This is a genomic window from Helicobacter pylori NCTC 11637 = CCUG 17874 = ATCC 43504 = JCM 12093 (assembly GCF_900478295.1).
Taxonomy (GTDB): Bacteria; Campylobacterota; Campylobacteria; order Campylobacterales; family Helicobacteraceae; genus Helicobacter; species Helicobacter pylori.
In genome coordinates, this window is record NZ_LS483488.1 from 821,165 (window position 1) to 841,550 (window position 20,386).

Annotated in this window: 10 protein-coding genes and 1 pseudogene; 7 read left to right on the top strand and 4 right to left on the bottom strand. The window is 38.3% G+C overall.

What is annotated here, in order from left to right; all coding sequences use genetic code 11:
• Window positions 1-110: 110 nt before the first annotated feature.
• Entirely contained in the window at window positions 111-9,686 is a 9,576-nt protein-coding gene (locus DQL14_RS04235; RefSeq protein ID WP_108169930.1) for a vacuolating cytotoxin domain-containing protein, read from the top strand.
• 63 nt (window positions 9,687-9,749) lie between these two features.
• Here DQL14_RS04235 and DQL14_RS04240 read toward each other — a convergent pair.
• From DQL14_RS04240 to ligA, 4 genes and pseudogenes are all read right to left on the bottom strand, one after another.
• Window positions 9,750-10,507, bottom strand: a pseudogene (locus DQL14_RS04240) (ABC transporter permease).
• Window positions 10,508-10,655: 148 nt separating this feature from the next.
• The gene (locus DQL14_RS04250) at window positions 10,656-11,207 is read right to left on the bottom strand and encodes an ATP-binding cassette domain-containing protein (RefSeq protein WP_231952919.1); all 552 of its coding nucleotides are present in this window, start codon (window positions 11,205-11,207) and stop codon (window positions 10,656-10,658) included.
• A gap of 307 nt (window positions 11,208-11,514) precedes the next feature.
• Complete coding sequence (locus DQL14_RS04255; protein ID WP_162296861.1) at window positions 11,515-11,847, bottom strand: ribbon-helix-helix domain-containing protein; 333 nt, start codon at window positions 11,845-11,847, stop codon at window positions 11,515-11,517.
• Between the two features lie 106 nt (window positions 11,848-11,953).
• The gene (gene ligA / locus DQL14_RS04260; RefSeq protein ID WP_108169932.1) at window positions 11,954-13,924 is read right to left on the bottom strand and encodes an NAD-dependent DNA ligase LigA; all 1,971 of its coding nucleotides are present in this window, start codon (window positions 13,922-13,924) and stop codon (window positions 11,954-11,956) included.
• A gap of 77 nt (window positions 13,925-14,001) precedes the next feature.
• On the opposite strand from ligA, the gene DQL14_RS04265 reads away from it, so the two are divergent.
• Genes DQL14_RS04265 through ppa form a run of 6 tightly spaced genes read left to right on the top strand, consistent with a single transcriptional unit; the run spans window position 14,002 to window position 20,260 of the window.
• Window positions 14,002-14,943, top strand: a complete 942-nt coding sequence (locus DQL14_RS04265) for a chemotaxis protein (protein ID WP_108169933.1) — start codon at window positions 14,002-14,004, stop codon at window positions 14,941-14,943.
• 33 nt (window positions 14,944-14,976) lie between these two features.
• Complete coding sequence (gene aspS, locus DQL14_RS04270) at window positions 14,977-16,710, top strand: aspartate--tRNA ligase (RefSeq protein WP_108169934.1); 1,734 nt, start codon at window positions 14,977-14,979, stop codon at window positions 16,708-16,710.
• Between the two features lie 16 nt (window positions 16,711-16,726).
• Complete coding sequence (locus tag DQL14_RS04275) at window positions 16,727-17,302, top strand: adenylate kinase (protein WP_108169935.1); 576 nt, start codon at window positions 16,727-16,729, stop codon at window positions 17,300-17,302.
• A 25-nt stretch (window positions 17,303-17,327) separates the two neighbouring features.
• Window positions 17,328-18,326, top strand: a complete 999-nt coding sequence (locus DQL14_RS04280; RefSeq protein ID WP_108168853.1) for a glycosyltransferase family 25 protein — start codon at window positions 17,328-17,330, stop codon at window positions 18,324-18,326.
• A 40-nt stretch (window positions 18,327-18,366) separates the two neighbouring features.
• Window positions 18,367-19,686: a glycosyltransferase family 25 protein gene (locus tag DQL14_RS04285; RefSeq protein ID WP_111735921.1), complete on the top strand. Its 1,320-nt coding sequence runs from the start codon at window positions 18,367-18,369 to the stop codon at window positions 19,684-19,686.
• 52 nt (window positions 19,687-19,738) lie between these two features.
• The gene (ppa, locus tag DQL14_RS04290; RefSeq protein WP_108168856.1) at window positions 19,739-20,260 is read left to right on the top strand and encodes an inorganic diphosphatase; all 522 of its coding nucleotides are present in this window, start codon (window positions 19,739-19,741) and stop codon (window positions 20,258-20,260) included.
• Window positions 20,261-20,386 lie beyond the last annotated feature (126 nt).

The following is a 20,386-nucleotide window of genomic DNA, read 5'->3' on the forward strand; positions in this document are numbered from 1 at the left end:
CTATCAAGCAACTGATTGATCGTTGCTATTAAGATTGATAAGATAGACTGCTGGTTGTTAAGGGAGTTGGGTTATTCTTGTTGTATAATAACTTTAAAAAGGGTTAAGCCATGATTGATAAAAACAATAAAATAGATTTAAAAAACAAACGCTTTAAAAACCGCTCGTTTAAGGGCGTTAAAAAGAAAATCGCTAAAAAATACAAAATCAAAAACTCGCCTTTGACAATTTACTCCTTAAAAACGCAATCAAATCTTTCTGCATTCTTTAACAAAAAAATCTTCTTAGGGCTAGGGTTTGTTTCAGCTTTGAGCGCTGAAGATTATAATAGTTCGGTGTATTGGCTCAATAGCGTGAATGAAAATAATAACAACAAATCCTACTATGTCAGCCCCTTACGCACTTGGGCTGGGGGGAATAGGAATTTCACGCAAAACTACAACAATAGCAAATTGTATATAGGGACAAAAAACGCTTCCGCAACGCCCAACAACAATTCTATATGGTTTGGGGAAAAGGGCTATGTAGGTTTTATTACAGGGGTTTTTAAGGCAAAAGACATTTTTATCACAGGGGCTGTTGGCTCAGGTAATGAGTGGAAAACCGGTGGGGGGGCGATACTGGTTTTTGAAAGCTCAAACGATTTGACCGCCGATGAAGCGCATTTTAAAAACGACAAAGCCGGGACGCAAACTTCTTGGATGAATTTGATTTCCAATAACAGCGTGCATTTGAAAAACACGACTTTTAGCAATCAAACCCCTAATGGGGGCTTTAATGTTAAAGGGAAAAACATCGCTTATGAAGGTGGGAGCGTTAGTGGGGGTAATTTTGGCTTTGATAATGTGGATAGCAATGGCACAACCACCATTAGCGGAGTAACTTTCAATAATAACGGCGCGCTCACTTATAAGGGTGGGAATGGTATCGGGGGGAGCATCACCTTTACTAACTCTAATATCAATCATTACAAACTCAATCTTAACGCCAATAGCGTTACCTTTAATAACAGCGCTCTGGGGAGCATGCCTAATGGCAACACTAATACTATAGGAAATGCCTACATTCTTAATGCAAATAATATTACTTTTAATAATTTGACCTTTAATGGGGGATGGTTTGTTTTTAATAGACCTGATGCTCATGTTAATTTTCAAGGCACAACCACGATCAATAACCCCACTTCACCCTTTTTGAATATGACCGGTAAAGTTACCATTAATCCTAATGCGATTTTTAATATTCAAAATTACACGCCTAGCATAGGAAGCGCTTACACGCTCTTTAGCATGAAAAATGGCAACATCACTTATAATGATGTCAATAACTTATGGAATATCATCAGGCTTAAAAACACGCAAGCCACAAAAGACAACAGCAAAAACGCCACTTCTAATAACAACACCCACACTTACCATGTAACCTACAATTTAGGCGGCACGCTCTATCATTTCAGACAAATTTTTAGCCATGATTCTATTGTTTTACAATCTGTCTATTATGGCGCGAACGATCTTTACTACACCAATAGCGTGAATATCCATGACAATGTCTTTAATTTAAAAGACATTAAAGATAATAGAGACGATACGATTTTCTACCTCAACGGCTTGAACACTTGGAATTACACTAATGCGAGATTTGCTCAAACCTATGGTGGGAAAAACAGTGCTTTAGTCTTTAACGCTACGACCCCTTGGGCTAATGGCAGCATCCCTAAATCTAACAGCACGGTGCGTTTTGGGGGGTATGAGGGAGTCAATTGGGGGAAAACGGGCTATATTACTGGCACTTTCACAGCCGATAGGGTTTATATCACCGGTAACATGATGTCTGGGAATGGCGCTCAAACCGGTGGGGGGGCGACTTTGAATTTTGTGGGCGCGACTGAAATCAATATCGCCGGGGCTGATTTTAAAAACCTAAAAACCACTTCACAAAACTCTTACATGACTTTTATGGCGTTAGGGGATAGTTCTGGGAGCGGTAAGATCAATGTTTCTCAGTCTGATTTTTACGATTGGACGGGTGGGGGGTATGATTTTACCGGTAATGGCGTTTTTGATAGCGTGAATTTCAATAAAGCCTATTACAAATTTCAAGGCCCTAAAAACACTTACACCTTTAAAAACACGAACTTTTTAGCAGGGAATTTTAAGTTTCAGGGCAAGACCACCATTGAAAAATCCGTTTTAGATGACGCTTCTTACACTTTTGAAGGCGCGAATAACACCTTTACTGAAGACAAGTTTAATGGCGGATCGTTTAATTTCAACCATACAGAGCAGACAGACGCTTTTAATAACAACTCATTTAATGGCGGATCGTTTAATTTTAACGCTAAGCAAGTGGATTTTAATCATAACTTGTTCAATGGGGGCGTGTTTAATTTCAATAATACCCCTAAAGTCAGTTTCACTGATGACACTTTCAATATGAATAGCCAATTCAAAATAAATGGCGCTCAAACAACTTTCACTTTCAATAAGGGCGTTGTTTTTAACATGCAGGGGCTTTTGAGCAGTTTAAGCGTAGGCACGACTTATCAATTGCTTAACGCTAAAAGCGTGGATTATAAGGATAATAACGCTTTGTATCAAATGTTGCGTTGGATTAGCGGAGAAAACCCTAGCGGCACGCTAGTAAATAAGGATCAGTCCACGCCAGACAGCACTAAAATTTATAATGTTCAATTCACTGATAACGGCTTGACTTACTACATTAAAGAAAATTTTAATAATGGGATCACGCTCACTCGTTTATGCACTCTAGGTTATACGCATTGCGTGAATATCCATAATGAGGTATTTCATCTTAAAAATATCAATAATAACGCCAGTAACACCGTGTTCTATCTCAACGGCATGACGACTTGGAAGGTCGCTGGCACAGGCGTTTTCACGCAAGATTATAGCGGCGCTAACAGCGTTTTAGTGTTCAACCAAACTACCCCCTTTCTTGCTGGGGCGAATCCCACTTCTAATAGCGTGGTGGGTTTTGGGAAAACTTCAGGGGCTGAATGGGGGCTAGTGGGCTATATTCAAGGCGTTTTTAAAGCCAATCAAATTGATATTACCGGCACGATTCGCTCCGGTAATGGTGCTAAAACCGGTGGGGGCGCGACTTTAGTGTTTAACGCTCAAAAACATTTGAATATCGCTAACGCTAATTTGAATAACGATAAAGCCGGTTTGCAAAATTCATGGATGAATTTCATTGTCAATAACGGCAACTTGAATGTAACAAACGCCAACTTTAGCAACCAAACCCCGCATGGAGGCTTTAACCTTAAGGCCAATAACATTACTTTTAATGGGGGGTCTGTGAGTGGAGGGGGGAATTTTGGCATGGATAACGCCAATAGCAATGGCACAACCACCATTAGCGGAGTAACTTTCAATAATAGCGGCACTTTGATTTATAAAGGGGGTGAAAACAGCGCTGGAAATTCTTTAACCCTAGAAAACAACACTTTCAATTCCTACAATATCAACGCAAAAGCGCAAAACCTAATTTTTAACAACAACTCGTTTAATGGCGGGAACTATTCGTTTAACGACACTAAAAACACCACCTTTAAAGGCACAAACACGCTTATTAATAGCAATCCTTTTAGCCGCCTTAAAGGATCAGTCTCTATTGAAAATAATAGTATTTTTAACATTGAAAGGGATTTGACCGATAAAACCACTTACACGCTTTTAAGCGGGGATAGCATCAAATACAATAACCAAGCTTTGGCGGATAATGCTTTTTCAAAAAATTTATGGAATTTAATCCATTATGGTGGCGAACGAGGGACTCTATTAAGAGCGGATAACAACACTTTTTTTGTGCAATTCACCCAAAGCAACGGCCAAAAATTTGTCTTTGAAGAGACTTTTAATCCGGGCTCTATCACTTATAAATATTTCACTATCCATTCTTCGCCTTTCCACACAGACGCTGATTCTAAGGATATTTGGAGTCAAGTGAGGAAGCAATTTGATTTCATTCCAGGAAAAACCCCTGTGTGCGTTGGCGTGTGCTATATCGCGCCTTATAAAAATCAAGACCTTATCGGCTCTAGCGCTTTTGCGTGGTCGCTGAATTTTGGGGCTACGGTGGTAGGGACTTTGCTTTTAGGGAGCGCTCAAGAAAAAGCCAATAATAATGGCGGATCGATTTGGTTTGGTAAGAATAATTTGTTGTATTTGCATGGCAATTTCAACGCGACTAATATCTTTTTAACGAATAACTTTAATGTCGGCAACCCTAACGCTGGCGGTGGGGCGACGATTAGTTTTAACGCTGATGAAACCTTGAACGCTGACGGGTTAAATTACACGAATTTCCAAACCGTGGCTATGGGCTTACAAACCAGCGCGAGCCAGCATTCTTGGGCGAATTTTAATTCCAAGCTTTCTATGGAGATTAAAAACTCTAACTTTAGGGATTTCACATGGGGAGGCTTTAATTTTAATTCAGGGCGTATCACTTTTGAAAACACCACTTTTAGCGGTTGGACCAATATTAACGGAGCGACTGAGAGCGGTTCATCGTATGTGAATATGGTTGCGAATACGGATTTGGTATTTTCTAATTCCATTTTAGGAGGGGGCATTCGCTATGATTTGAAAGCTAATAACATTGTTTTCAATAATTCTCAAATAGTCATTGATGTGTCTAAGAATGTGAATCAGTCTTCATTGAATGGGAATGTTACTTTCAATAATTCCAGGCTTTCAGTCAAGCCCAATGCGGCTATCAATATTGGGGGGGATCAGACCCAAACGACTTTAGAAAACGCTTCAAGCCTTTCTTTTTACAACAACAGCGTGGCGAATTTTAACGGCGCAACCGCTTTTAACGGGGTGTCTTATTTGAATTTGAACCCTAACGCTCAAGTAAGCTTCAATCAAGCGAATTTCAATAACGCTAATGTAACCTTTTATGGCATTCCTTTATTTGGCAAAACGCCTGATTTTGGCAGTTCTGTGCGCCTTATCAATTTCAAAGGGAATACGAATTTTAATCAAGCCACGCTCAATTTAAGGGCTAAAAATATCCATATCAATTTCCAAGGCACTTCCACTTTTGAAAATAACTCTACGATGAATCTAGCTGAAAGTTCTCAAGCGAGCTTTAATACGCTTAGCGTAGAAGGGGAAACAAATTTCAATCTCAACGGCTCAAGCTTGTTGAATTTCAATGGCAATAGCGTTTTTAACGCTCCTGTGAGTTTTTATGCCAATAATTCTCAAATTTCTTTCACTAAATTAGCGACTTTTAATTCTGACGCTTCTTTTGATTTAAACAACAACAGCACCATGAATTTTCAAAGCGTTCTTTTAAATGGCGCTTTAAACCTTTTAGGCAATGGCAGTAACAATTTGGCGATCAACGCTAAAGGGAATTTTAGTTTTGGGTCTAAAGGGATTTTGAATCTGTCTTATATGAATCTATTTGGGGGGGATAAAAAAACTTCCGTTTATGATGTGTTGCAAGCCCAAAATATTGATGGCTTAAGGGGGAATAACGGCTATGAGAAGATCCGTTTTTATGGCATACAGATTGACAAGGCTGATTACTCGTTTAATAACGGCATTCATTCTTGGAGATTCACTAACCCGCTCAATACGACTGAAACCATTACCGAAACCTTGCATAACAACCGCTTGAAAGTGCAGATCTCTCAAAACGGCGTTTCTAATAATGAAATGTTCAATCTCGCTCCTAGCTTGTATGATTACCAAAAAAACCCTTATAATGAAACCGAGAATTCCTATAATTATACAAGCGATAAGGCTGGCACTTATTATTTGACGAGCAACATCAAAGGTTTTAATCAAAACAATGAGATACCAGGAACTTATAACGCGCAAAACCAACCCTTACAAGCCTTGCACATTTACAATCAGGCTATCACTAAGCAGGATTTAAGCGTTATTGCCAGCTTGGGTAAGGAATTTTTGCCTAAAATAGCCAATCTTTTATCTTCAGGGGCTTTGGACAATCTCAATCTCAATAGTCCGGATAGTTTTGAAACTCTTTTTGGTATCTTTGAAAAATATGGTATCACTTTAACTCAAGCAAATTGGAAGAGTTTATTGGGTATTATCAATAATTTTTCCAACACGGCTAATTATCATTTCTCTCAAGGCAATCTCGTGGTGGGGGCGATCAAAGAAGGGCAAACGAACACTAATAGCGTGGTGTGGTTTGGAGGCGATGGGTATAAAGAGCCATGTGCGGTTGGAGATAACACTTGCCAGATGTTTAGACAGACTAATTTAGGGCAGTTGCTCCATTCTAGCGCGCCTTATTTGGGCTACATTAACGCTAATTTTAGGGCTAAAAACATCTACATTACCGGAACCATCGGCAGCGGGAACGCTTGGGGGAGCGGTGGGAGCGCGAATGTGTCTTTTGAAAGCGCGACGAATTTAGTGCTCAATCAAGCCAATATTGACGCTAAAGGGAACGATAAGCTCTTTTCTTACTTGGGGAAAGAGGGCATTGAAAAGCTTTTTGGGGAAAAAGGTTTAGGGAATGCGCTTTCTAATATCATTTATGAAGAGAGCTTGAATGATAACGCTATCCCTAAAGATTTAGCTAGCATGATCCCTAAAGATTTTGGATCTAAGACTTTAAGCTCATTGCTTAGCCCTACTGAAGTGAATAATCTCTTAGGCGTGAGCGCTTTTAAAAACGCGATTATGGAAATCTTAAATTCTAAAACGGTGGGCGATGTTTTTGGTGAAAACGGGCTTTTAAACGCGCTAGATCCTATAAAAAGAAAAGAAATCGATCAAATGCTCTTAGAGCAAATCCAAGCCCATTCTTCAGGGTTTGAAAAATTCATCGTGAAAACTTTAGGGATTGAAAATGTAGAGAATTTCATCAATACTTGGTATGGAAAACAAAGCTTGAGTTCTTTTGCCAATAATTTTGTGCCTGGAGGTTTGAATCAAGCCCTTGATAAAATAGGCTCTAGTGCTGATGCCAAAGACTTACAGAATTTCTTGGATAAAACGACTTTTGGGGATATTCTCAATCAAATGATCAATCAAGCCCCCTTAATCAATAAGCTCATTTCTTGGCTAGGCCCACAGGATTTGAGCGTTTTAGTGAATATCGCTTTAAATAGCATCACTAACCCCAGCAAAGAGCTGACTAGCACCATTTCTAGCATAGGTGAAAAAGCGTTAAATGACTTATTAGGCGAAGGCGTAGTGAATAAAATCATGAGCAATCAAGTCCTAGGGCAAATGATCAATAAAATCATTGCTGATAAGGGCTTAGGAGGCGTTTATCATCAAGGTTTGGGATCCATACTGCCTCAATCTTTACAAAAAGAATTGGAACAATTGGGCTTGGGATCTTTACTCAAACCTAAAGGCTTGAACAATCTCTGGCAAAAAGGGAATTTTAATTTCGTGGCTAAAAACCATGTGTTTGTGAATAACAGCTCGTTCAATAACGCTACAGGGGGGGAATTGAATTTTGTAGCGGGCAAGTCCATTATTTTTAACGGGAAAAACACCATTAATTTCACGCAATATCAGGGCAAACTTTCGTTTGTTTCTAAAGATTTTTCTAACATTTCATTAGATACCTTAAACGCTACCAACGGCTTAACGCTGAATGCGCCACGAAATGATGTTAGCGTTCAAAAAGGTCAGATTTGTGTGAATGTTTTAAATTGCATGACCGCTAAAGGAAGTGCAAAAACAGCTAATTCTTCTTCAAGCACTATAACCCCAACCGATGAAACGCTAGAAGTGAATGCAAATAACTTCACTTTTTTAGGAACCATTAAAGCTAATGGATTAGTGGATTTTTCAAAAGTCTTGCAAAATACAACTATTGGGACTTTAAATTTAGAGCCAAACGCCACTTTTAAAGCCAACAACTTGATCGTGAATAACGCTTTTAACAACAACTCTAATTACAGGGCTGATATTAGCGGTAACCTCAATGTGGTAAAAGGAGCGGCTCTCAGCACGAATGAAAATGGTTTGAATGTGGGGGGGAATTTTAAGAGCGAAGGGTCATTAATCTTTAATCTTAATAACCCCACCCATCAAACGATTATTAATGTAACGGGTGCTTCTACGATCATGTCTTATAACAATCAAGCTTTAATCCATTTTAATACTCAACTCAAGCAAGGCGCTTACACGCTTATAGACGCTAAACGCATGCTTTATGGCTATGATAACCAAACGATTCTTGGAGGGAGCTTGAGCGATTACCTCAAGCTTTACACTCTCATTGATTTTAACGGAAAACGCATGCAATTAAACGGCGATTCACTAAGCTATGACAATAAACCGGTCAATATTAAAGATGGGGGTCTTGTGGTAAGCTTTAAAGATAATCAAGGGCAAATGGTGTATTCATCTATCCTTTATGATAAGGTTCAGGTCACTGTTTCAGAGAAGCCCATGGATATTCATGCGCCTAGTTTGGAATACTATATCCAGCACATTCAAGGCCGTGCCGGTTTGGATGCGATCAAATCTGCGGGCAATAATTCCCTTATGTGGCTGAATGCGCTTTTTGTGGCTAAAGGGGGTAATCCCTTGTTCGCTCCTTATTATTTGCAAGACACGCCCACCAAACACATTGTGAATTTGATGGAAGATGTGAGCAGTGCTTTAGGCATGCTCACTAAACCCAGTCTCAAAAACAATTCCACCGATGTTTTACAGCTCAACACTTACACGCAACAAATGAGCCGTTTAGCCAAGCTTTCTAATTTCGCTTCCTTTGATTCAACGGATTTTAGCGAACGCTTGAGCAGTCTTAAAAACCAAAGATTTGCTGATGCAATCCCTAATGCGATGGATGTGATTTTAAAATACTCTCAAAGGGATAAACTAAAAAACAACCTTTGGGCGACCGGCGTTGGGGGCGTGAGCTTTGTGGAAAATGGCACAGGAACGCTCTATGGTGTCAATGTGGGCTATGACAGATTCATTAAGGGTGTGATTGTTGGAGGGTATGCGGCTTATGGGTATAGCGGTTTTTATGAACGCATCACTAATTCTAAATCCGATAATGTGGATGTGGGCTTGTATGCGAGGGCTTTCATTAAAAAGAGCGAGCTAACCTTTAGCGTCAATGAAACTTGGGGGGCTAATAAAAACCAAATCAGCTCCAACGACACTCTGCTTTCTATGATCAATCAGTCCTATAAATACAGCACATGGACGACGAACGCAAAAGTCAATTACGGGTATGATTTCATGTTTAAAAACAAAAGCATCATTTTAAAACCTCAAATTGGTTTAAGGTATTACTATATTGGCATGACCGGTTTAGAAGGGGTTATGAATAATGCGCTTTATAATCAGTTTAAAGCGAACGCCGATCCGTCTAAAAAATCCGTTTTAACGATTGATTTTGCTTTTGAAAACCGCCATTATTTCAATAAAAACTCTTATTTTTATGCGATTGGCGGCATTGGTAGGGATTTATTGGTGAGATCTATGGGGGATAAATTGGTGCGTTTCATTGGCGATAACACTTTGAGTTACAGAAAAGGCGAGCTTTATAACACCTTTGCAAGCATCACTACAGGCGGGGAAGTGAGGTTGTTTAAAAGCTTTTATGCGAATGCTGGGGTGGGGGCTAGGTTTGGATTGGATTACAAAATGATCAATATCACCGGAAACATTGGAATGCGTTTAGCGTTTTAAGGGGGTGCTAGGCTACCCAAAATAAGCGCTTTTAATATTAATGGGGCTGGTGGGACTAAGGGTTTAACGCATGCGTTCTTTTGGTGTTAGTAACATGCGATTAGCGCTTAGTAAAAATAAAATAATGCCACCAATAATGAAAAATGTTGAAGTTGCTAAAACCAGTATAGTATCAATCCCTTGAAAAGCTTTGATTAGAAGTTGATTAAGGTAGTAAAAAATAGATGTTTTGATAAATAACTGACCAATATTAGGTAGGTATTCTAAAGGAACAAAAACATTACAAGACATTAGTGCATAGAGATTGATGATATTACAAAATCCTAAGATGCTTTGTTCGTTTTGAAAGATTCTGGCTACAAAAATTGCCAAGCAAAAACAAAACAATGCGCTTGAAAAAACACTAATAAACCCCAAAATAAGCGCTTGAAAATTAAGAATAGTGATGATATTGAGCGCATAAAAAGAGAGAACAATAAAGATAAAAGCATATAGGATTACAACGATTAGTCTTGAAGCGATTAATGCTAGAGTTATTTGTTTGAAAGTTGCTGGTGATAGCATGTAGAACAAGAATATATTATGCGATTCTCAAGCTTGTTATAGCTTGTGTGAGACCAAAGATCGCGCTAGAAATAATAAGAAGTCCCATTAGACCTAATAATGTTATTAAAGTAAAAAATTTCAGTGGTATTTTTTGAAAAAACAAAAATTAGTAATAGGAGCATTAAAATAGGATAAATAAAAGTCCAAAATAACGCACTTGTATTGGTGAGATAAGATTTGATTTCAAGTTTTAGGATAGATAGAATTGCTCCCATTAAATATCCTTTAGTAATGCTAATAAGTCTTTTGTGGTTGGTTTTTCTTTAAAATTAAAAGTTTTAGCTACAGATTTTAATATAGAATTTAAAGGTTTGTATTGAGCAATGTTGCCATTCTTAAGGAGCAATACCCATTCGCAACTATCTAAGACAATAAGATCTGAGTGGCGATGATACTTGTAAGTTGTTGGGTGTTGCGCAAGCTTATGAGATTTGATAGTCTTATAAGAGCGTTTTGCTCTAAACTGGTTTCTGGTTCATCCATAATAATTAATTGGGGGTGGTGGCTAAGAGCTAAGTCAATCTTTAAGCGCTGTTTTTGTCCATCGCTTAGGTGTTCGTAGGTTTTATTCAAAAGATTTTTTTCAAATAGATTTGGAGTGCAGTTTTTGTGAAAAAATTGATAGAATTTAAAAAGGTCGTTTGCGTTTAATCCAGGTGGGTAGTTGAATAGGTTAGAGACAACTCCCAATTGCTTGCGTTGTGGTATAACATTGTCGTAGTATGGAATATTATTGTTTTGTGCTTTAAAATTATAGTCTGATCTAATGCCTAGAATAGTGTTGATAAGCGTTGATTTTCCAGCACCATTTGTGCCAATAATGGCTGTGCTAGTATGACTTTTAAATGAAAAATCTTGTATATTTAAAGCGTTTTTAAACATGGTTTTTGGGTGTATGCTGATGTTAGAAATCATAAAATCCCCTTATATAGAAATGATTTAAAATCCTATTTAGGGTTATTATATTCAAATGATGGTTTTATTTAGTGCAGTGTTACTAAAAAATTAACCGATCTTTGTTAAAACGAGCCAAAAGCGTTACTGATAGATACGCTCTAAGCGAGTGAAACGATTTTAAAAAGCGTTCCAACTCCAAAAAATAGACAAAGCCAAGGCTTTGAATAAAAAGATCAATAACCTTAAAAAACTAAAGGAACGGAGTCTTTGATTTTCCATTCTTAAAACCCTAAATACCCTCTCATTTTTTTGTCCGCTATTGGCTTTATGGGTGTTTTAGCATATAAAACTCCAACGCTTTTTCAAAGAGAAGCGATCGGTTAGGAAAACCTTTCTCTTTCATGTATTCATCCACTTTAGCCATAAAACTGGGCGAAAGTAAAACGCTGTGATTGATTCTTCGCTCTTTACTTGTTTTTTCTTCGTATTCTATCTCTTCTATTTCAGCTAACAAACTGGGCGAGAGCGAAACGTTAAAACTGCTCTTTCGTTCGCTGCTCACTTTTATTTCTGCTTCTAACTCGGCTAATTCGGTTAGCAACTTTTTGCGTTTGGCTTGTAAAGCCTGAATGGTTGTGTGCACTTTATGGTGTTCCATCATTGCTCCTTAAAGTATCTTTATTTTTCGCATTCTACTATAAAATAGGATCTTGTGAGTAAATTCATTAAGAATGAAAATTGGAATTTTTCTTTAGAATTTAATTTTAATCCAATTCTTTAAGACGCTTTAATAATTCTTCTTCATTCAAAACGCTCACGCCATGTTTTTTTGCTAGAGCGAGTTTTGAGCCGGCGTTTTCTCCAACGATTAAAAAATCGGTTTTAGCGCTCACGCTTGAAGAAATTTTTGCCCCTAAATTTTCCAACATTTGAGCGTATTCTTGCCGTGGTTTAGAAAGCGTGCCGGTTAAAACAATCGTTTTATTACTGAAAACAGAAGAGCTTTCCTGCTTTTCTTCAGCCATATCGCTGTTTTTAGGGTTCAACAAATCAAATAACGATCGGATAAATTCCTGATTGCTCGCATAAAAATTGACTAAAGAGCGCGCCATTTCCACCCCAAAGCCTTCCATTTCTAAAAACTCGGCTTCGCTTTTTTCTAACACATTTAAGCCGTATCTGGCCAGCGTTTTACTCGCTCCCTTACCAATATGCTCAATCCCTAAAGCGTTAATCAAACGCCATAAGGGAGGGTTTTTGCTCTTTTGAATAGCGTCTAACAGATTTTGAGCTTTTTTGATTTTGAATTTGTCTAGCCGCATTAAATCTTCCAATTTTAAAGCATACAAATCCAAAGCGTTAAAAATGAGTTTTTCTTCAAAAAGTTGCTCTATGACTTTATCGCCTAAGCCTTGAATGTTTAAAGCGTCCTTAGAAGCGAAATGAATCAAGCTTTCTTTCAACCTTGCCGGGCAATTAAGGTTTTGACAATAAGTAAAAATCTCTTCGCATAAAAGCTCATGCGAACATATGGGGCAAACTTTGGGGCGTTCAATTTTATGTTGCGAGCCGTCTCTATAAGATTCTAAAGGCTTGATGATTTTAGGGATCACATCGCCGCTTCTAATGACAACGACCCTATCATTGAGCATGATATTCTTTTTTTCAATTTCAGAATAATTGTGTAAGGTCGCTTTCGTAACCATAGCTCCAGCAATTTCTACAGGCTCTAAAACAGCGACCGGTGTGATCGCCCCGCTGCGCCCCACTTGGTTAATGACTCCTATGATTTTGGTGTGTTTTTCTAGAGCCGGGAATTTATAAGCGCAGGCGAATTTAGGGGATTTTTGCGTGTAGCCTAGCTCCTTTTGAATATCCAATTCATTCACAACGATCACCATGCCGTCTAAAAGGGCAAAAAAGCCCTCCCTTTCTCTAATCAGGGTGTGGTAATTGTCTTCTATTTCTTGGTGGTTTTTATTTAGGCTTAAGTATTGAATGGCGCTAAAACCTAACGAGACGATAAAATCCAAACACTCCTTAAAGCTTAAAAAATTTAAAGAATGCTTGCCCACGCCCCAAGGAATGAATTGCAATTTGCGCTTTTTAGTGATTTCGCTATCAAGTTGCCTCAAACTCCCTGATGCGGCATTTCTGGGGTTAGCGAATAGGGGTTCGTTGGCGTTTAAGCGCTCTTTGTTTAAAGCGTCAAAATCCTTTTTAGAAATGATCACTTCGCCCCTGATTTCTATTTCTCCCTTATAAGCGATAGCGTGGGGGATATTAGCGATGTGTTTAGCGTTTGCGCTAACTAATTCTCCTTCTAAGCCGTTGCCCCTAGTGGTCGCATTCACTAGCTTGCCATGTTGATACAAAAGATTGAGCGAAACCCCATCAAGTTTGGGCGAACACACGAACGAAGCGCTAGGATAGGCTTTTAAAATGCGTTGCAACCACGCTTGCAATTCGCTTTGATTGAACACATCATCTAAGCTCCACATCCGCATTAAATGGGGTTTTTTATTGAACGAATTGGTGGCAGTAGCCCCCACTTTTTGGGTAGGGGAATTAGCTTGAATGCCATTAGGGTTTTTTTCTTCATAAGCTTTTAATTCTTGGTAAAGTTCATCATAAACGGCGTCGCTTACGATAGGATCATCAAGGTTGTAATAATGGTGCGATAGGGTGTTTAAATATGCAATTCTTTCTAAATATTCTTTTTGGCTTTTTATCATTCTTGTAAAAACCTTTTAAACTAAATTAGGGTAGTATTATAACATTTAATCTTTGATAGGGCTTTAGGGGAAATTAGGTGGTAAGAGATATTGACAAAACGACTTCGTTGCACTTAAACAACGAAGCGCAATTTCTGTGCTTTAGATTAGATGCAGAAAAAGACGCCCAACTTTATGGCATGAATATTTTTAAGATCCGAGAAATTATCCATTATGACGGAGAGGTTACAGAGATTCTTGGGGGGAGCGATGGCATGATGCTTGGGTTTCTTAGTGTTAGGGGCGAATCCATCCCTTTAGTGGATGTGAAAAGGTGGTTGCATTATAACGCTAATGATCCGAGCCGTGATCTAAAAGAATGCAGCGTTAAAGATGACCATAATTTGGTGATCGTGTGCCATTTTTCTAACCATTCCATCGCTCTAAAAGTTTTAAAAATTGAAAGGATCATTCATAAAAATTGGACTGAGATTAGTGCCGGGGACAAACAAGGCATTAATGAAGAGGGCAAACTTAGCGCTATCACCCGTTTTGATGAAGAACGAGTGGTGCAGATCTTAGATGTGGAAAAGATGATTAGCGATGTTTTCCCTAGCTTGAAGGATTTGGACGATTTGACTTTGCGTTGCATAGAAGCCATTCAAAGCCAAAAACTCATTTTAATCGCTGAAGACTCTCTAAGTGCTCTTAAAACCCTAGAAAAAATCGTTCAAACTTTAGAATTGCGTTATTTAGCCTTTCCAAACGGGAGGGAATTGTTGGATTATTTGTATGAAAAAGAACATTACCAACAGGTCGGCGTGGTCATTACGGATTTAGAAATGCCTAACATTTCAGGGTTTGAAGTGTTAAAAACCATTAAAGCTGATCATAGAACTGAGCATCTTCCTGTGATTATCAATTCGTCCATGAGCAGCGATTCTAACCGCCAATTAGCCCAATCTTTAGAAGCGGATGGTTTTGTGGTAAAATCTAACATTCTTGAAATCCATGAAATGCTTAAAAAAACGCTTTCATAATTTAATTTTTGTTTTAATTTAAAGGGATAAAACATGCGAAGTCATTTCTGCACAGAAATTAGTGAAAAAGATGTGGGTAAGATAGTCAAAGTGGCCGGGTGGTGTAACACTTATAGAGACCATGGAGGCGTGGTTTTTATTGATTTAAGGGATAAGAGCGGTTTAGTGCAACTCGTCTGTGATCCCAGCTCTAAGGCTTATGAAAAGGCTTTAGAAGTCAGGAGCGAATTTGTGCTAGTGGCTAAAGGAATAGTGCGTTTGAGAGGCGCTGGGTTAGAAAACCCTAAACTAAAAACGGGTAAAATTGAAATCGTTTTAGAAGAGTTAGTCATTGAAAATAAAAGCGCTACCCCACCGATTGAAATTGGCAATAAAAACGTGAATGAAGATTTGCGCTTGAAATACCGCTATTTGGATTTACGCTCTTTGAACGCTTATGAAATCTTTAAATTGCGCAGCGAAGTGGCTCTTATTACTCGTAACGCTTTAGCCCAAAAGGGCTTTTTAGAGATTGAAACCCCCATTTTGTCTAAAACCACGCCTGAGGGGGCTAGGGATTATTTAGTGCCAAGTAGGGTGCATGAGGGCGAATTTTTCGCGCTTCCCCAAAGCCCGCAATTATTCAAACAGCTTTTAATGGTGGGGGGAATGGACAGGTATTTTCAAATCGCTCGTTGCTTTAGAGATGAAGATTTGAGAGCGGACAGGCAACCAGAATTCACGCAAATTGATGCGGAAATGAGTTTTTGTGATGAAAATGATGTGATGGGCGTGGTGGAAGATTTGTTGCAAGAGATTTTTAAAGCGATTGGGCATACTATTTCTAAACCTTTTAAACGCATGCTTTATAAGGAAGCGATGGAAAATTACGGGAGCGATAAGCCGGATTTACGCTTTGAATTGCCTTTAATAGAAGTGGGGGATTGTTTTAGGGACAGCTCAAACGCTATTTTTTCTAATATCGCGCAAGATCCTAAAAACCAACGCATTAAAGCTTTGAACGTTAAGGGGGCTGATGCGATTTTTAGCCGTAGCGTTTTAAAAGAATTAGAAGAATTTGTGCGCCAATTTGGGGCTAAAGGCTTAGCGTATTTGCAGATTAAAGAAGATGGGATTAAAGGGCCTTTAGTTAAATTTTTGAGCGAAAAGGGGCTTAAGAATATTTTAGAAAGGACTGATGCGCAAGTTGGGGATATTGTCTTTTTTGGAGCTGGGGATAAAAAAATCGTGTTAGATTACATGGGGCGTTTGCGCTTGAAAGTGGCTGAAACGCTTGATTTGATTGATAAAGACGCTTTGAATTTCTTATGGGTGGTCAATTTCCCCATGTTTGAAAAAACCGAAAACGGCTATCATGCTGCACACCACCCTTTTACGATGCCTAAAAATATAGAATGCGAAGATATAGAAGAGGTTGAAGCGCATGCGTATGATGTGGTGCTTAATGGCGTGGAGCTTGGTGGGGGAAGCATAAGGATCCATAAAGAAGAAATGCAAAAAAAAGTCTTTGAAAAAATCAATATCCATGAAGAAGAAGCACAAAAGAAATTTGGCTTTTTACTAGAAGCGCTAAAATTTGGCGCTCCTCCTCATGGAGGCTTTGCGATAGGCTTTGATCGCTTGATCATGCTAATGACTAAATCTAGTAGCATTAGAGATGTGATCGCTTTCCCTAAAACGCAAAAAGCTTCATGCTTATTGACGAATGCGCCTAGCCCCATTAATGAAGAGCAACTAAGAGAATTACACATTCGCTTGAGAAAATAATTTAAAAGGATATGATATGAAACAGCTATTTTTGATTATTGGAGCCCCAGGGAGTGGTAAAACCACTGATGCAGAGCTTATCGCTAAGAATAACAGCGAAACAATCGCTCATTTTTCTACCGGGGATTTACTAAGGGCTGAGAGCGCTAAAAAGACCGATCGAGGCTTATTGATTGAGAAATTCACTTCTCAAGGCGAATTAGTGCCTTTAGAAATTGTGGTAGAAACGATCCTTGCAGCGATTAAAAGCTCTAGTAAAGGGATCATTTTAATTGATGGCTATCCCAGGAGCGTGGAACAAATGCAGGCTTTGGATAAGGAATTGAACGCTCAAAACGAAGTAATTTTAAAAAGCGTGATTGAAGTAAAAGTGAGTGAAAATACCGCTAAAGAAAGGGTTTTAGGGCGCTCTAGGGGGGCTGATGATAATGAAAAGGTGTTTCATAACCGCATGCGGGTGTTTTTGGATCCGTTGGGTGAGATCCAAAATTTCTACAAGGCTAAATGTTTGCATAAAGTTATCAATGGCGAAAGAAGCATTGAAGAAATCGTGAATGAAATGCAAAAATATATTTTGTCTTTTGGGAATTAAAATGCGCTCTTAAGGAGAATGAGCTGTGATTGGTGTTTATATCATTTCTTTAAAAGAAAGTCAAAGGCGTTTGGATACTGAAAAACTCGTTTTAGAATCCAATGAAAAATTTAAAGGCCGTTGCGTTTTTCAAATTTTTGACGCTATTAGCCCTAAACATCAAGATTTTGAAAAATTCGTTCAAGAGCTTTATGATGCTCAAAGTTTATTGCAATCTGATTGGTATCATTCTTATGTGGGCGCTGGTTTGACTTTGCCTGAATTAGGGTGCTATTTAAGCCATTATCTTTTATGGAAAGAATGCGTTAAAACAAACCAACCGGTCGTTATTTTAGAAGATGATGTAGCGCTAGAGTCTAATTTCATGCAAGCTTTAGAAGATTGCTTGAAAAGCCCTTTTGATTTTGTGAGACTCTATGGGTGCTATTGGTATTACCACGAGACAAAATTCCATGTTTTGCCCAAAGAATTTGTATTTCCTCCCTTTGATTATCCTTTTAAAAATAACCCTATTTTAGAAAAATTTAAAAAATTTTTTGATGTTTCTAGATTTTTAAATCTTTCTACCCATAAAGTCATCCACTATATTCTCAAAAAAATACAAAAAAGCTATTACGCAACGCATGAAAAAGAAGCCTTTTTTTTAGAGCATTTTTACCTTACCAGCGTGTATGTGGCTTCTACAGCCGGTTATTACTTAACCCCTAAGGGCGCTAAAACCTTTATAGAAGCCACGGAGCGTTTTAAAATCATAGAGCCGGTGGATATGTTTATGGATAATTCTGCTTACCATGATGTGGCGAATCTGACTTATGTGCCTTGCCCTGTTTCTTTAAGTGAGCATTCTTTAGACAGCACCATTCAAAAGCCCCAAAAAAAGAGCTTGAAATCTTACCCATTTCCGCCTAAAAAATCAACTTTTAAGAATCTTTTCTACTACAGCATTAACGCTAAAAAGCGTTTAAAAGCCTTTCAACAATACAGCAAACAATACGCCCCTTTAGAAACCCCTAAAGAGGTTTAAAAAGAAATTTTATGGTAGAATGCCATATTTAGGAGTTCATTTGACACAAGTTTATATCATTTCTTTAAAAGAAAGTCAAAGGCGTTTGGATACTGAAAAACTCGTTTTAGAATCCAATGAAAAATTTAAAGGCCGTTGTGTTTTTCAAATTTTTGACGCTATTAGCCCTAAACACGAAGATTTTGAAAAATTCGTTCAAGAGCTTTATGATTCTTCAAGTTTGTTAAAATCCGATTGGTTTCATTCTGATTATTGTTATCAAGAATTATTGCCCCAAGAATTTGGGTGCTATTTAAGCCATTATCTTTTATGGAAAGAATGCGTCAAATTAAACCAACCGGTCGTTATTTTAGAAGATGACGTAGCGCTAGAGTCTAATTTCATGCAAGCTTTAGAAGATTGCTTGAAAAGCCCTTTTGATTTTGTGAGACTCTATGGGCATTATTGGGGAGGCCATAAAACCAATTTGTGCGCTCTCCCTGTCTATACAGAAACTGAAGAGGCTGAAGCGTCTATTGAAAAAACGCCTATTGAAAATTATGAAGTTACCTCCCCCCCCCCCCCCAATCCCACACGAGATACGCAACAAGATTTTATTACTGAAACGCAACAAGACCCTAAAGAACTATCTGAGCCTTGCAAAATAGCGCCCCAAAAAATCTCTTTTAACCAAGTGGTTTTTAAAAAAATTAAAAGAAAACTCAACCGCTTTATTGGAAGTATTTTAGCTCGGACAGAAGTGTATAAGAATATTGTGGCAAAATACGATGATCTCACCACAAAATACGATGATCTCACCACAAAATACGATGATCTCACCACAAAATACGATGATCTCACCACAAAATACGATGATCTCAATAAGAATATTGCGGAAAAATACGACGAACTCATGGGAAAATACGAATCCTTATTGGCAAAAGAGGTAAACATCAAAGAGACTTTTTGGGAATCTCGTGCTGATAGCGAAAAAGAAGCGCTATTTTTAGATCATTTTTACCTCACCAGCGTGTATGTGGCCACTACGGCAGGATACTATCTCACGCCTAAGGGCGCTAAAACTTTTATAGAAGCCACAGAGCGTTTCAAGATCATAGAGCCGGTGGATATGTTCATAAACAACCCCACTTACCATGATATTGCTAATTTTACCTATGTGCCTTGCCCTGTTTCTTTAAACAAGCATGCTTTCAATAGCACCATTCAAAATGCAAAAAAGCCTGACATTTCATTAAAGCCCCCTAAAAAATCTTATTTTGATAATCTTTTTTATCATAAATTCAACGCCAGAAAGTGCTTAAAAGCCTTTAATAAATACAGCAAACAATACGCTCCTTTAAAAACCCCTAAAGAGAGTTAAAAAGAGCGGGCTTTATGTTAGAATAAGTCTTTTTATTTCAAAGGAGATTGCAATGAATTTAGACCAATTAGAAGTGAGCCATGACGCTGATTCTTTGTGTGTGGTGATTGAAATATCCAAGCATTCTAATATCAAGTATGAATTGGATAAAAAAAGCGGGGCTTTAATGGTGGATAGGGTGCTTTATGGGGCGCAAAATTACCCTGCGAATTACGGCTTTGTGCCTAACACTTTAGGATCTGATGGCGACCCTGTAGATGCGCTGGTTTTAAGCGATGTGGCTTTTCAAGCCGGGAGCGTGGTGAAAGCGCGCTTGGTTGGGGTTTTGAACATGGAAGATGAAAGCGGAGTGGATGAAAAATTACTCGCTCTACCCATAGATAAGATCGATCCCACGCATTCCTATGTCAAAGATATTGATGATTTATCCAAACACACTTTAGATAAAATCAAACATTTTTTTGAAACTTACAAGGATTTAGAGCCTAATAAATGGGTGAAAGTCAAGGGGTTTGAAAACAAAGAGAGCGCGATTAAGGTTTTAGAGAAAGCGATAAAAGCCTATCAAGGCTAAAGATTTTTAAGAGTTTTGGCTCAATTGAGCTTAAACCCCATTTTAACACTCTTTTAAAAGGGCTTTGTTCTCATTATTGGGTGTTGGTGTGAAATGGCTTTATAGTTTAAAGCGGATTTTTATATT

Coding starts and splice junctions, on each gene's coding strand:
- DQL14_RS04235 (WP_108169930.1), top strand. CDS start 111: ATGATTGATAAAAACAATAAAATAGATTTAAAAAACAAACGCTTTAAA.
- DQL14_RS04250 (WP_231952919.1), bottom strand. CDS start 11,207: ATGATTTCTAACATCAGCATACACCCAAAAACCATGTTTAAAAACGCT.
- DQL14_RS04255 (WP_162296861.1), bottom strand. CDS start 11,847: ATGGAACACCATAAAGTGCACACAACCATTCAGGCTTTACAAGCCAAA.
- ligA (WP_108169932.1), bottom strand. CDS start 13,924: ATGATAAAAAGCCAAAAAGAATATTTAGAAAGAATTGCATATTTAAAC.
- aspS (WP_108169934.1), top strand. CDS start 14,977: ATGCGAAGTCATTTCTGCACAGAAATTAGTGAAAAAGATGTGGGTAAG.
- DQL14_RS04275 (WP_108169935.1), top strand. CDS start 16,727: ATGAAACAGCTATTTTTGATTATTGGAGCCCCAGGGAGTGGTAAAACC.
- ppa (WP_108168856.1), top strand. CDS start 19,739: ATGAATTTAGACCAATTAGAAGTGAGCCATGACGCTGATTCTTTGTGT.